At 41.0% G+C, this 13,194-nt stretch carries 9 protein-coding genes; 4 read left to right on the top strand and 5 right to left on the bottom strand.

All coding sequences use genetic code 11. The features are described from left to right. The first annotated feature begins 20 nt into the window (after positions 1-20). On the top strand, positions 21-1,301 hold the full coding sequence (locus BQ8014_RS10195) for a YeiH family protein (protein WP_080904245.1): 1,281 nt from the start codon (positions 21-23) through the stop codon (positions 1,299-1,301). A 60-nt stretch (positions 1,302-1,361) separates the two neighbouring features. After that, positions 1,362-2,315, top strand: coding sequence for a hypothetical protein (locus tag BQ8014_RS10190; RefSeq protein WP_080904244.1), 954 nt, complete (start codon positions 1,362-1,364; stop codon positions 2,313-2,315). A 69-nt stretch (positions 2,316-2,384) separates the two neighbouring features. Here BQ8014_RS10190 and BQ8014_RS10185 read toward each other — a convergent pair whose 3' ends face one another. After that, entirely contained in the window at positions 2,385-3,059 is a 675-nt protein-coding gene (locus BQ8014_RS10185) for a Crp/Fnr family transcriptional regulator (protein WP_080904243.1), read from the bottom strand. A 140-nt stretch (positions 3,060-3,199) separates the two neighbouring features. On the opposite strand from BQ8014_RS10185, the gene BQ8014_RS10180 reads away from it, so the two are divergent. After that, entirely contained in the window at positions 3,200-3,715 is a 516-nt protein-coding gene (locus BQ8014_RS10180) for a hypothetical protein (RefSeq protein ID WP_080904242.1), read from the top strand. On the opposite strand, the gene BQ8014_RS10175 is transcribed toward BQ8014_RS10180, so the two are convergent. The 4 genes from BQ8014_RS10175 to BQ8014_RS10160 all read right to left on the bottom strand — a co-directional run bounded on the left by BQ8014_RS10175 (position 3,712) and on the right by BQ8014_RS10160 (position 9,605). Then, positions 3,712-5,166 (bottom strand): sodium:solute symporter, encoded by a 1,455-nt coding sequence (locus BQ8014_RS10175; RefSeq protein WP_080904241.1) that lies wholly within the window; start codon positions 5,164-5,166, stop codon positions 3,712-3,714. The genes BQ8014_RS10180 and BQ8014_RS10175 overlap by 4 nt on opposite strands. A gap of 172 nt (positions 5,167-5,338) precedes the next feature. Then, a complete protein-coding gene (locus BQ8014_RS10170; RefSeq protein WP_080905918.1) occupies positions 5,339-8,197 on the bottom strand; it encodes a M16 family metallopeptidase in 2,859 nt (952 codons plus the stop codon). A gap of 121 nt (positions 8,198-8,318) precedes the next feature. Continuing rightward, positions 8,319-8,603 carry a hypothetical protein gene (locus tag BQ8014_RS10165; RefSeq protein ID WP_080904240.1) on the bottom strand — a complete coding sequence of 95 codons (285 nt, stop codon included), beginning with the start codon at positions 8,601-8,603 and terminating at the stop codon, positions 8,319-8,321. Positions 8,604-8,726: 123 nt separating this feature from the next. After that, the gene (locus BQ8014_RS10160; protein WP_234998023.1) at positions 8,727-9,605 is read right to left on the bottom strand and encodes an AraC family transcriptional regulator; all 879 of its coding nucleotides are present in this window, start codon (positions 9,603-9,605) and stop codon (positions 8,727-8,729) included. A 280-nt stretch (positions 9,606-9,885) separates the two neighbouring features. On the opposite strand from BQ8014_RS10160, the gene BQ8014_RS10155 reads away from it, so the two are divergent. Then, positions 9,886-13,023 carry a SusC/RagA family TonB-linked outer membrane protein gene (locus BQ8014_RS10155; RefSeq protein ID WP_080904239.1) on the top strand — a complete coding sequence of 1,046 codons (3,138 nt, stop codon included), beginning with the start codon at positions 9,886-9,888 and terminating at the stop codon, positions 13,021-13,023. Positions 13,024-13,194: the final 171 nt, after the last annotated feature.

The raw sequence follows: 13,194 nt of genomic DNA, 5'->3' as shown, positions 1-13,194 counted from the left end.
CTGTAAATATTAATTATAAGATGAAAAAGTTACATTTAACAGAAGACTGGGCGGCTACACTTACCGGTTTGTTGTTTGTTTTGATTAGTTTGGGGGCGTTTGCTTTGTCACAGTATACTCCGGAATTCGCTACTTTCGGATGGAAGAATGGGGAGGAACTGATAGCTTTGTTTTCTGCCGAAAACCTCTATAACTTACTACTGGTTTTTATCATAAGCTATGTGCTCTTGGTCTTGGCCTACTTCTTTCAGGGAAAACCAATAAAAGAGACATTCGGTTATGTCGGAGTCTTTTTATTGACGGCCGCCGCCTCTCTATTGGGTGGAAATAAAATGGCAAACGATTGGGGACTGGAAACGGTTATATTCAGTTTAGCCATAGGGTTGCTAATTAATAATCTTTGGGGGACTCCCCAATGGATAAGGAAAGCATTATCATCCGAATTATATATCAAAATCGGATTGATCTTCTTAGGCTCTACTATCCTTTTCCAGAATTTACTGAAGTCCGGCGCATTGGGATTGATCCAGTCGGTGGTGGTGGTTTTCAGTATATGGTATTTTTCTTTCTGGTTATGCAAGCGATTTAAAATAGATAAAGAGTTGTCCATAATGCTTTCGAGTGCCGTCTCCATATGCGGTGTGTCGGCAGCAATAGCCAGTGCAGGAGCCATCAAGGGCGATTCAAAAAAGCTATCCTACGTCGTTTCGCTCGTGCTGATCGTTGCCGTGCCGATGATTATCATTATGCCGATCTTAGCCAAGTTGATAGGGTTAAACGAAACCATTGCCGGAGCATGGATTGGCGGAACTATCGATACAACCGGCGCCGTTGTCGCAACCGGTGCATTATACGGGGAGGAAGCGTTGAGAATTAGTACAATCGTGAAATTTTCGCAAAATGTATTACTGGGTATCGCTGCATTTTTCATTGCGCTTTATTGGAATTACAGTAAAAAAGAGAAGACAGATGCTTCGGGAGAGAGACCCGGTCTGCAATTAATGTGGGAACGTTTCCCGAAGTTTGTATTGGGCTTCATTCTGGTATCGTTACTATTCTCCTTTTTTTTCGCTGGCGAAGGATATAAACCGGTTACCGATTCATTGAAAAAGTTCCAAAATCTCTGGTTTACTTTAGGTTTTGTTTCGATCGGTCTGGAAACAAATTTCAAGGCCTTAATTAATGCAGAAAATAAAAAGGCCGGATTTGTCTTTCTTGGAGCGCAACTATTCAATATTCTTTTTACGCTTCTGGTGGCTTATGTGGTTTTTGGGATCCGATGGGAAACAATCTTCAAATGACGCAAAAACGTATTATTCGACAAATAAAACTTGACAATATTAATTATAAGACAAAACAGCATGAAAATAATATTTTCATTTTTACTTTTAATATCGAGTGCCTTTCTTAGCGCACAACAAATACCTGACAAGGATTTTGAACCGTCCATTGCCAATCCGGCCTATTTAACGCAATCCGGCTCTGTAATCTTATTGGATGAAGCCCATTATAATTTTCATACGGCGGAAGGGAGATACTTCATATTTACTAAGATCTTGAAAAAAGACGGATACCAAGTTATATCGAATGCCAATGCATTTACACCGGAACGATTGAAAAGTGCCAAAATACTTGTCATAGCGAATGCCCTTAACAAGATAAACAGTGATGAAAGCGGCAATGAAACGCCATGGCAACTACCAACCCCGTCAGCATTTACAGTTGACGAAATCAAGTATGTAAATGAATGGGTTAAATCAGGCGGTTCATTGTTTCTCATTGCCGACCATATGCCATTCCCGGGAGCGGCTTATGATTTGGCCAAATCCTTTGGTTTTATTTTATATAATGGATTTGCATCAGAAATTAAGCCAGATCAAACAAGTAATCAAAGATTAAAATTTGATGCATTCACAAAGGAGAACAAAACATTGGCCATACACCCTATCACAACCGGGAGAAATAGTAAAGAACAAGTGGAACAAGTTGCAACATTTGGCGGACAAGCATTTGAAATACCTTCCGAAGCAATTTCATTGCTCACTTTTAATGAAAATTATAGAGTATTACTTCCTGATACCGCATGGGTTTTTAGCGAACACACAAAAACCATTCCTGCAAAAGGGTTATCACAAGGCGCTATACTTCAATATGGCAAAGGGCGTATAGCAATGTTTGGAGAGGCCGCCATGTTTTCCGCTCAACTACAAGGTAAAAACAGACTACAAATGGGGTTAAACTCACCTGATGCCAAACAAAATGTGCAATTTTTATTGAACCTGGTTCATTGGTTAGACCATTATGATAAAAAATAGTCGATATGCCCCCGAAAGTGACATTGCAATTGCTGAGTTGAAAAGATCATTCAAAATAAATAATAGGATTCAAGAAAAATGAACCAGATGGAAGAGTTTGTTTTTAGCCAAAATCCGAATTTCTTTTTTGTGAACTTCTATCAGACCCTCGTCCTGCATGCGACGCAGTTCGCGGGCCAACGATGGGCGGGAAACTCCAAAATATTGCGCCAATGCGGCTTGGGAGTACTCTGTCCGGACTATAGTCTCCTCTCCCTGCACTAAACTTAAGAGATAGGAGGCTATCTTCTGACGGATTGTACGGAAAGATATTAAATATAGTTTCCGGGATAAAGCCGACGCAAAATAGGCACATAAATCCAGGTAATTTTTCAGTAAGGCTTCATTCATCCGCAACATTTTCAAAACAGAAGATTTGGAAATAACCAGCGCTACGCCTTCCTCCCGTGTCGTTACCTGAACCGGAAAACGGTTATTTTCTCCAAAAAGATAGAGAATTGCCAAAGGACTAGGAGCCTCAATATCCTCGACCTTTACCACTTTCCCGGCAGGAGAAGTCATTTCGGCTGTAATGCTTCCTTTTACCAATATAATAAGCCGGTTGCATAGCTCGTCTTGTTTTGCCAAGACTTCCCCTTTATGAAAAGGAACTTCCTCTGCATCTACCGCAAGTAATACTTCCTGTAATTGAGTCTCTTCAACCCCTCTAAACAAGACACACTTAGCTATCTCTTTTATATTCATTTTCCTTTTCTTATTTTACAAACGCACACAAAATAATTATTTTATCGGTATTTTCAATCTCTTCGTCGATTTATTTTCCTGGAAGAGATAATTTAATCTAAATTTGGAACCGAAAGTTGATAACTTAAAATGAAATCATTATGAAACAGTTATTCTTTACTTTAGCTATCATTTCTTGTATGAGCCTGTCGGCGCAACCGCCTCAGAGAGGAAGTTACGGAAGAGGAGGCGGAAATCGTCCTCCTATGGAGAGAAGACTGAAGCCTTCCGAATTAAGGGTGGGTATCCTCACCCTGCCGGAAATTCCCGGCTTGGATGACAAACAGCGGGAAAAATTAACCAAGACTCTATCAAAAGAGCAAAAGGATATCAATAAAATCAATGAAGAACGGGAAAACATACGGATCCAGATAGAGAATCCCTCCCTCAAGGCAAATGCAAAGGCGAACGGCGAAAAACTATTGGTCAAGTTAGACGAGAAAGTTGAGAAAACAAGGATAAAATATGACAAAAAATACCGGTCTATCCTGACGGAAGAGCAATATCAAATCCTCACCCAACACTGGAAGGAGATCGAATTCCGCAAACCTCCGCGGCAAGAGAGTTTCCCAAGGGCTCCCCGTCAGGCTCCCGCCCCAGGTCAAGAAAGGGATTAACGCACTTCTTTCTTCTTGATGAATAAACAAAGGCCGAGAAAAGTAAGGGTGGCGTTCATGATCAGAAGTTCATAGCTGAACCGGTAACCATTAAACCAGGCTTCCGAGTTTTTGTCTATGATCAAGCAGAGTATAGGGGAAAGAAGGGCGACAAATGGAATATATTTATCGTAAACCTGTTTTTTCGTAAAAATACCGAAGATAAACAATCCGAGAATCGGGCCGTAAGTATAGCTGGCCAACACATAGACTGCATCGATAACCGATGTATTGTTCAACAAGTTGATAATGATGATAATGATTCCCATCACGACGGCCATCGCTACATGTACCCGTTTACGGGTATCCGCTACCTTACGGTCTGTTTCTTTTTTTATATTCAGAATATCAACGGTAAAAGAAGTGGTCAAAGCCGTCAAGGCGGAACCCGCTGCCGCATAAGCTGCGGAAACAAGGCCGACAATAAAAAGAATGCTGACGATTGCAGGGAAGTAATCGCCGGTAGCGATCGCCGGGAACAGTTCGTCACTTTTCCCGGGAAACGGTATATTTTCACGCATGGCGAAAGTATAGAGTAAAACACCCAGCATTAAAAACAAGAGAATGACAAACAGTTGCATTACTCCGCTGATGACCATGTTTTTTTGGGAATCCTTATAGCTTTTGCAACTTAACGTCTTTTGCATCATGTCCTGGTCCAATCCGGTCGTTGCAATAACTGTAAAAATACCGGCGAGAAACTGTTTGAAAAAATACCGGCGGTCATTGATATCATCAAAAAAGAAAATCCGGGACATCTTGCTTTCCTGAATCGTGGACAGCATCCCCGAGAAGTTCAACCCCAGGTCTTTGGATATATAATAGATACAAGCGCCTACCGAAACCACCAGGCAAAACGTTTTCAGCGAATCGGTCCACACAACCGATTTGACTCCTCCTTTAAAAGTATAAAGCCAAACCACCCCTACCGTAAAGACTACATTTACCCAAAACGGCAAATGGAAAGGCTCGAAAACCAATAGTTGAAAGACAATACAGATAAGAAGAAGTCGGACAGCGGCTCCCAACATCTTCGAGATAAAAAAGAACCAGGCGCCGGTCTTATAGGTGGAAACACCAAAACGGCTTTCCAGATATTCATAGATGGAAGTCAGATTCATCTTATAGAAAAGCGGAATCAGAACAAAAGCAATAATAAATTGGCCGACCATAAAGCCAAGCACCATCTGCAAGTAGGCAAAACTATTACTTTCCACCATTCCGGGAACCGAGACAAATGTTACGCCGGATATCGCAGACCCGATCATGGCGATCGTCACCAGATACCAAGGGGATTTACGATTTCCCGTAAAGAAACTCTGGTTATCCGCCTTTCGACCGGTTAAATACGAGATCACAAACAGCAGAACAAAATAGGACAAAATTGTCAGAAGTATCAGTAGTGGTGTCATTTGTATATTATCTTAGATATGCAGACGACAAATCTACACAAAAAGAGTCGATTTCAATATCCCCGCGTAAGGAAATAACACATTATTCGTCCCCAATATAGTTAAATAAACAAAAAATTAGTACACCAATCACAATCCCCCTTTTCCTCCTCTGAAAGAAATATCGCTCCGTTTACCGGTAAAACTCCTTGCGCTTCATTCTCACAAGGGTTCCGAAAGAGGCCAGACGCTTCATATCTATCCGTTTCGAATTGCCGACAACGATATAAACCGGTTGACTCCCTTGCATATATATTTGATGGAAACGTACGATATCCTCTATACCCAATGTTTCAAGATTGTTAAACAAAGTCTTATTCGGATCGTTGGCATAGCCATCCCGCTTATACCCTGCAATGCGGGTCGAGATCTCACGCAGTGTCGGATAACCGTTGCTGATCTGATTCAGGATAGATTGTTTTACCGCTTCGATTTTATCCGGCTGCTCCGGCAAATGCCGGAGTAGGGAATCCAGGACAATCATGGCATCCACCGTCTTGTCATTTTGCGTAGACAGGAGCGACACAAAACTGACGGGTTGATCTTTATAGCGCACCGGAGGCAATTGGAATCCCCCGTATGTATAGTAAGCATACGAACGGAATTCTCTTATCTCCTGAAACATAATACTGCTCATGCCACCGCCGAAATAGACGGAAAAGAGTTTGGAGGCATGACGAGTCTCCTCATCAAAAGGTCCTCCAAGGAAATAGCCGTAAACAATGCTTTGGGATATATCCCGCATATCATAAAAGAAAACCATCGGTTTCTTGTAATCGATCGCGGTGCGGTAAAAAGGAGAACGGGAACTGACCGTTATCTGTTCCAACGGCAGATATTCTTTTATCCGCTCGCTCACTTCCAACTCACTTAAAGTACCGCAATAATGTACGCTGCACTCCACCCGCTGGACTTCGGCAAAAAGGCGAAGCAACTCTTCTCCCGTCAGTTCTTTTATATCCGACAAAGATAGTTTCCTCAGATAGCGGGACTGATCACCATACTGCACACGTTCGAACAGAGCAGCCGCCACCTCGTTACTGGATTTGAAGAAAGCCTTTTCCGTCACTTTTGCATTATCAACCAATACACGCAGGCGTTCTCTATCCACTTTGGCATGGTTGAAAAAGTCCTGGACAACCTCCATGGTTTCCTTGAAATTCTTATCGAAGCCACTAACTTTAACCGTAAAGTTATTGTCATCGACATCGAACATCAGCGTGCTGCCTAACGTCTGCAAATGACTCCGGAACTCTTCGTACGTATAACGGTCGGTTCCCAGATAAGGGAGATAGATAGCCAACTGGGATAAGAGCGGACGTTCCAGGCAGCCGACGCCATAGGAAAAATTCAGCGTAAAGATATCGTTCACCGAATTATACTTCGTGTAAAGAGTTACCTTATCCGCCAATTGTATTGTTTTTACGTCCTTTTCGAAGTCGACAAAGCGCGGAACGACTTCACGCACCGGTAACTTCTCCAACTCTTTGGCATACTCAGACGTTGCGTCCGTATGCTTAGGAACAATGGGCGCAAAGTTCGGTTTTGGCAAATATTCCTTCTTATATTTTCCAGTCTTCTTCCGGACATATAAATAATTAGCTCCAAAATATTTATTTGCAACACGCATGACATCCTCTTTCGTCAGCTTGCTGATATTATCCAGTTCCTTCATATAATCATTCCAACTCTTCCCTTGGGAGAAGAGGCGTATCATGACCTGGGAACGGGAATTGATATCTTCCAATCCGGTCATATGCTGGCGAAGCTGTTCCAACTTCAAACTATTGAATGTATCTTCCGTAAAATCGCCTTCCTTAACCCTTTCGATCTCATGCCAAACCAGCTTTTCGGCGTTGCGGTAAGACTGGACAACCAACTGGGGTACGACAAACACCGCCAGGATACCGGCGTCATTCAGGCTCTCATTGATGGACATAGCCGTCATCACCTTTCGTTCGACCGTCAGTTTATCCAGATACCCCGTCCCGTTGGTATTGTTCAATATCCCCACAGCGATATTCAAGGCCGCCTGGTCGGGATGATCTGAAGGCACCCCGCGAAAGCCGAAAGCAAAAGCCTTGATCAGAGGAATTGGAAATTTAGCTACAGCCCTTTCCCTTCCCTTAAATGGAGGAGGAGGAGCAATTACGGAACGGGGAGCTTCTCCCTGCGGAATGCGCGAGAAAGTCCCTTCCAACAAAGGAAGTGTCGTTGCGGTATCGAAATCACCGCTTAGGATCAGCCCCATATTCGAAGCTACATAATATTCTTCAAAAAACTTCCGCATTTCCGACAAGCGCGGATTCTTCAGGTTCTCCGTACTCCCGATGATCGGATAAGCGTACGGATGAGGATAAAAATAGCGCTCTGTCAGTTTTTCGATCGCCTGCCCGCCGATATAATCTCCGGTCATGTTCTTCTCTTCATAAACTGTTTCTAATTCGCTCTGGAACATTCGGAAAATAGGATTTAGCAGGCGTTCGCTGTTTATTTCCACCCATTGGGCAATATATTGGGGGGAGAAGGTATTATAATAAACAGTATAGTCATATGACGTCCCCGCATTAATTTTGCTCCCTCCGTATTTGGAAACCAATTTATCGAATTCATTGGGAATCACATATTCAGCGGCTTTGACGCTCAACCGGTTTATTTCGTATTGGATGAACATCCGCCTTTTCTTATCTTTTGTCTGTCGAAGATCGTCGTATTTACGGGCGATTGAATCCAGGAATACCTTTTCCGCGGCATAATCTATTGTTCCGATTTTGTCCGTACCCTTGAACATCATATGTTCGAAATAGTGGGCGATGCCAGTGTTCGGGCAGTCCTTAGCTCCCGCCTTTACCACTACGGCACCGAAAACCTTCGGCTGGCTATGGTCTTCATTCAACCAGACTGTCAAACCGTTACTCAATTTATACTCATTCACATGAAGTGTCCCTAGAGTTTGAGAAGATGCAATATTTAGAGAAAGAGCCGCAGTCATCACCACATTTACATATTTCATTTTAACTTCTATCGAAAAGTGCAATGAGATACATTCTCATCCGTTATCTCCAGAGGAGAAAGTTCTCTCTGTTATATAAACCTTTGAAGGGACTTATTGTTCAGCTTCTTTTTTGAAAACTTTCAAACGGGATGCGAGCCAGGGCAATCGGCAAAATAAACTTGCTCCCCAACTTCGAAATAACGAAATCCGAAATGAACATCTCACAGATCTGTCCGAGCGGCAGCATGAGCAAAACGGCTCTCCACGTCGTATTATCCAGTTTCAAAGCAGTTTTGATATATGGTATCTGGCTGGCCAAAGAGGAAAAACACAATCCCAAATAAAAATAATTGATAAAAACTGCCAATCGAATCCGTTTTAGAGAAGACGCACTCTCACTCATTATCTTTGCATCCTATTAAAAACCGCTGCAAAATTGCAAAAAAGAATTCAAACGATGGCCTCTTTCCGAAGAGTTATTATTTTTAATTTAGATGAAGCCAAAAGCAGGTTAACCTACTTTTAGCTACCGATTTTGCATAAACAGCTTCTTATATTCAGAAGGGACCAATCCGGTTCTATGTTTAAATACCTTATTGAAATGGCAAATTGTATTAAAACCACATTCAATGCTGATCTGTGAAATATCGTAGGAAGTGCTGAGGAGCAATTTGCAGGCATAGCCTATCCGGAGTTCTTGTACATAATTGACATATGATTTTCCAGTTTTCTGCTTGAAATAACGGCAGAAGGCCGAGGTATTCATAAACATGATCGAAGCGACGTTATCTAACCTTAGATTCTCCGTGTAATGGTAATTCAGATAAGAAAGCAGCTTTTCGATCCGACTGTCGGAAACCTCCGATAGTTTATCACTAAAGCGGGGACTGCACAAAAGACGCTTCGGATGGAACTTCGCCATCTTATCCAATAAAAACAGCAGTCCGACAATCCGATCAAAGCCTTTGGCGGCAGGCAATTCTTCTATGAAAGGGATTATTTCCTTATTTTCGGGATACGGAAAATGAATGCCCCTCCCCGCCTTCTCCAACAAGGTCTTTATATGAATAAAGTCCGCATAATGACCGATTGCCCACGACATGAAATCGGCGGAGAATTGAATGACGGCTCCTTTCACCCTCAGCTCCGGATCCCCCTTGTAAAAGAGTTCGTTACTTCTCATATAATGAGGTAAATTACTTCCTATCAAGATCAGATCTCCCGCCTGGTAGTACTCCATGTTATCCCCGACAAATCTTTCGCCAAAGCTTTCCTTCACATAGATAATTTCATATTCCCGGTGAAAATGCCAAGGATAAGTAAAATAGTCATAGTCATAGAATCTTGCTATAATGGGATTTTGCTCATTAATAGCAAGTTGCTCATTCATCATGGGAACTTCCATCTCTTTTATTTTTAGATGTTGAAAAACATATTATCATGATTCAGTATGCAAATATAATTATAAGTTATGCTAAAATAGTATATACTATAAAAATAAAAAGACTTTTAATTTGCAATATATTAATATAACACATCACAAATTGTTAAAGAAACGCATTATGATTAGAGTTAAGTCATAACATCTTAGAAGACTATTTAATATATCAGGAAAGATAAAAGTAAACACAATATCAAAGAGAGAAATGCTATTAACCTTATTGTCTAATACAAATTTTAAATCTATGCTAAAAAAAAGATTTTCAACTCCCTCTTATCTATCTATACTGCTTATAGCGGCCTCGCTCATAACTGAAGCGAAAGGACAAAATTACGTAGTAACTGGAACTGTAAAAGATATAGAAGGTCATTCGTTAATTGGTGTAAATGTAATCGAAAAAGAAACCACGCGGGGAACTTTAACTGATCTGGATGGAAAATACTCGTTGGAAACGTCGGGGAGAAATATTGTATTAACTTTCTCTTATATTGGCTATACTCCCCAGGAGATCTCTATCGGAAATAAGAAAGAAATAGATATTATCTTACATGAAGATGTCCAAAAACTGGAAGAAGTAGTCGTAATCGGATATGGTACAGCAAGAAAAAAAGATCTAACAGGTTCCATCTCTTCTATTCGAACAGAAAAATTAGAAGCGGAGGCTCCCCGTTCTGTACAAGATTTACTTCGTGCAAATGCTGCAGGTATGATTGTTGGAATGGCAAATAGCGCTAAAGGAGATGCGACTTTATTGATCCGTGGAGACGGAACACTGAAAGCAGATAGCGGCCCGTTATATGTAGTAGATGGAGTAATTTTTGATGGCACTTTCGCAGATATCAATCCGAACGATATTTCATCCATCGATATCTTAAAAGATGCAAGCTCTGCAGCCGTTTATGGAGCAAAAGCCGCTAATGGTGTCATTTTACTTACTACAAAAAAAGGACAGTCAGGAAAACCACGTATTACATTTAATGCCAATATGGGCTTTGTGGAAAATTCGAATATGCCCCGGGTGATGAATGCTCCCGAATTTCTAGACTATCGCTATGACTATGAAATCGGAAAAAGAGCCAGCGATTATCTGGCTAAATATCCGCAAATGTTTGTTGACCCAAGAAAACTAGAAGGCGTCAATCAATTGGATTGGTACAATTATGATCAAAAAACGCCTGTTACATCCGTGACAGAAGAACAATTATTACGCACTTGGCTAAGTCGCTTAGAGTTAAAAACTCCGGAAACTGAGAATTATCTGACCAATAAGATTACAGATTGGCAGGGCTTAGTTTTTCAAACAGGTTTTCAACAAGATTACACAGCAAGCATATCGAACCGGAGCGATAATCTATCTTATTACTGGTCTTTGAATTATGTAGATCGGAAAGGTATTATAGTAGGCAATCGTTTCCAAAATATTCGTTCCCGATTAAATGTGGAATCAAAGATCACAGATTTTTTGAAAGTCGGTTTAAATGCTAATTTCGCAGATCGTAACGAAGGTTTTTTGCAGGCAGACTGGGAAAAATCCGCTGTTATCTCCCCTTATGGCTCAGATAATAGAGATGATCCCAATAGTATTTATCAACGCTTACCGACAGGAGATCCAACCCCGGTAAATCCATTCTATGATAATCAATATCGGGATCGTAGAAATCGATACAATACATTTAATGCAAGTATTTATGCAATAGTATCTCTCCCGTACGGTTTCGAATACCAAGTTAATTATACCCCCTCTTATATATGGCACGAATATTTCAATCATGAATCTTCACAAAATCAGGAATGGAAAGCTAAGGGAGGAAATTCGGAACGACAACATGAAAAAACTTTTAATTGGCAAGTGGATAACATTATCCGTTGGAAAAAAGAATACAATGATATTCATAAATTTGAAGTGACATTATTGCAAAATGCTGAAAAAGGCCAATATTGGCAAACTATAGCGAAAACATCTAATTATAGTCCGTCGGATATACTTGGATATCATCGTTTACAAGCAGGTACGGTTCCTTTAGTTTCAAGCAATGATACTTATAAGACCGGAGATGCTTTGATGGGAAGGATCTACTATTCATTACATGACAAATATATGCTGACAGCCTCCATACGTCGCGATGGCTATTCTGCATTCGGATTGAAGAATCCACGGGCGACCTTTCCGGCTGTTGCTCTCGGTTGGGTATTTACTTCGGAAGATTTTATGAGAAAGACAGATAGTTGGTTGAATTACGGTAAGTTACGTCTATCTTGGGGGAAAAATGGAAATAGAGATTTGGCTGATCAATATACGGCATTATCCGATATGACCTCCGGCTTGCACCCCTATATTGACCAGAATGGCAATATCTATCTTTCTTCTTATCTATATGTAAATCGGATGGCAAATTCTGGTCTAAAATGGGAAAGCAAGGCAGCCTATAACCTCGGGTTGGATTTTTCTTTGTTCAAGGATATTTTGTCTGGGTCGGTTGAGGTTTATACGGCAACAACACATGACTTACTGGTCGACCGTGCTTTACCTGAAATTATAGGGTTTAACAGTGTAGCTGCCAATTTGGGAGAACTTCAAAATAAAGGTTTTGAAGTGACTCTTAATGCCAATATAATGAAAAGGGAAAACTTTGAATGGAGTGGTTCCGCCAATTTTTCGTTGAACCGTCGTGAGATTAAGAAGTTATACGGGGATATGGTGGACGTAAAGGACTCCGATGGAAATGTAATCGGCCAGAAAGAGGCAGACGATATAAAGAACCAATGGTTTATCGGACAGGATCCCGACCGCATATGGGATTACGAACGGATTGGCGTATGGCAACTGGGAGAAGAAGACGAAGCTGCAAAATATGGTTGCCAACCTGGTGATTTCAAATATAAGGATCAGAACAGAGACGGTGTGATGACCGATAATGACAAGGTGTTCCAGAAATATAAAACTCCACGTTTCCGTTGGACTTTTCGTAATGACTTCCGCCTATTTAAGGATTTTGATTTATCTTTCCTTCTATATTCATATTGGGGATATTATAATACATTCAATCGGGCAGCGAATAATTCCAATTTTCCAGATCGTTGTTCAGGTTATGCTTTACCTCGCTGGACACCGAATAATCCTATTAATGACTATGCCCGTGTCGGTTCTAAAAATATTGGGAATAATTATGTCAATCGCTCATTTATACGTCTCGATAACATTACAGCTTCTTACAATGTTCCTCCTAAATTCTTGAAAAAATTCTTTGTTCAGAATATGCGATTAACATTAAGTGTGCGTAATGCTGCAATGTGGGCCCCCGAATGGGATTTTGGAGATCCGGAGTCAGGAGCGGATCCTACTCCTCGTACATATAACCTTAGTGTAAACTTCACTCTTTAATAAAAGAAGATATTATGAAAGCAAATCAAAATACAATCAAACTATTGACATTCTCTATGTTATTACCTCTGTTATGTGCATGTGGAGAAAGTTGGTTGGATCCGAAACCTTTGTCTTTTTATGAACCTGGCGTTGCCCTATCGAATACCGCGGGATTGTATTCGGCATTAA

Source organism: Parabacteroides sp. Marseille-P3160 (assembly GCF_900162725.1).
In the GTDB taxonomy this organism is placed as follows: domain Bacteria; phylum Bacteroidota; class Bacteroidia; order Bacteroidales; family Tannerellaceae; genus Marseille-P3160.
The sequence above is the reverse complement of the archived record's forward strand: the minus strand, read 5'-3'. Positions and strand labels throughout refer to the sequence as shown.

Excerpts from the sequence above, each read along its gene's own strand:
- BQ8014_RS10165 (WP_080904240.1), bottom strand. The coding sequence starts at position 8,603 with ATGAGTGAGAGTGCGTCTTCTCTAAAACGGATTCGATTGGCAGTTTTT.
- BQ8014_RS10195 (WP_080904245.1), top strand. The coding sequence starts at position 21 with ATGAAAAAGTTACATTTAACAGAAGACTGGGCGGCTACACTTACCGGT.
- BQ8014_RS10190 (WP_080904244.1), top strand. The coding sequence starts at position 1,362 with ATGAAAATAATATTTTCATTTTTACTTTTAATATCGAGTGCCTTTCTT.
- BQ8014_RS10180 (WP_080904242.1), top strand. The coding sequence starts at position 3,200 with ATGAAACAGTTATTCTTTACTTTAGCTATCATTTCTTGTATGAGCCTG.
- BQ8014_RS10170 (WP_080905918.1), bottom strand. The coding sequence starts at position 8,197 with ATGACTGCGGCTCTTTCTCTAAATATTGCATCTTCTCAAACTCTAGGG.
- BQ8014_RS10185 (WP_080904243.1), bottom strand. The coding sequence starts at position 3,059 with ATGAATATAAAAGAGATAGCTAAGTGTGTCTTGTTTAGAGGGGTTGAA.
- BQ8014_RS10160 (WP_234998023.1), bottom strand. The coding sequence starts at position 9,605 with ATGGAAGTTCCCATGATGAATGAGCAACTTGCTATTAATGAGCAAAAT.
- BQ8014_RS10155 (WP_080904239.1), top strand. The coding sequence starts at position 9,886 with ATGCTAAAAAAAAGATTTTCAACTCCCTCTTATCTATCTATACTGCTT.
- BQ8014_RS10175 (WP_080904241.1), bottom strand. The coding sequence starts at position 5,166 with ATGACACCACTACTGATACTTCTGACAATTTTGTCCTATTTTGTTCTG.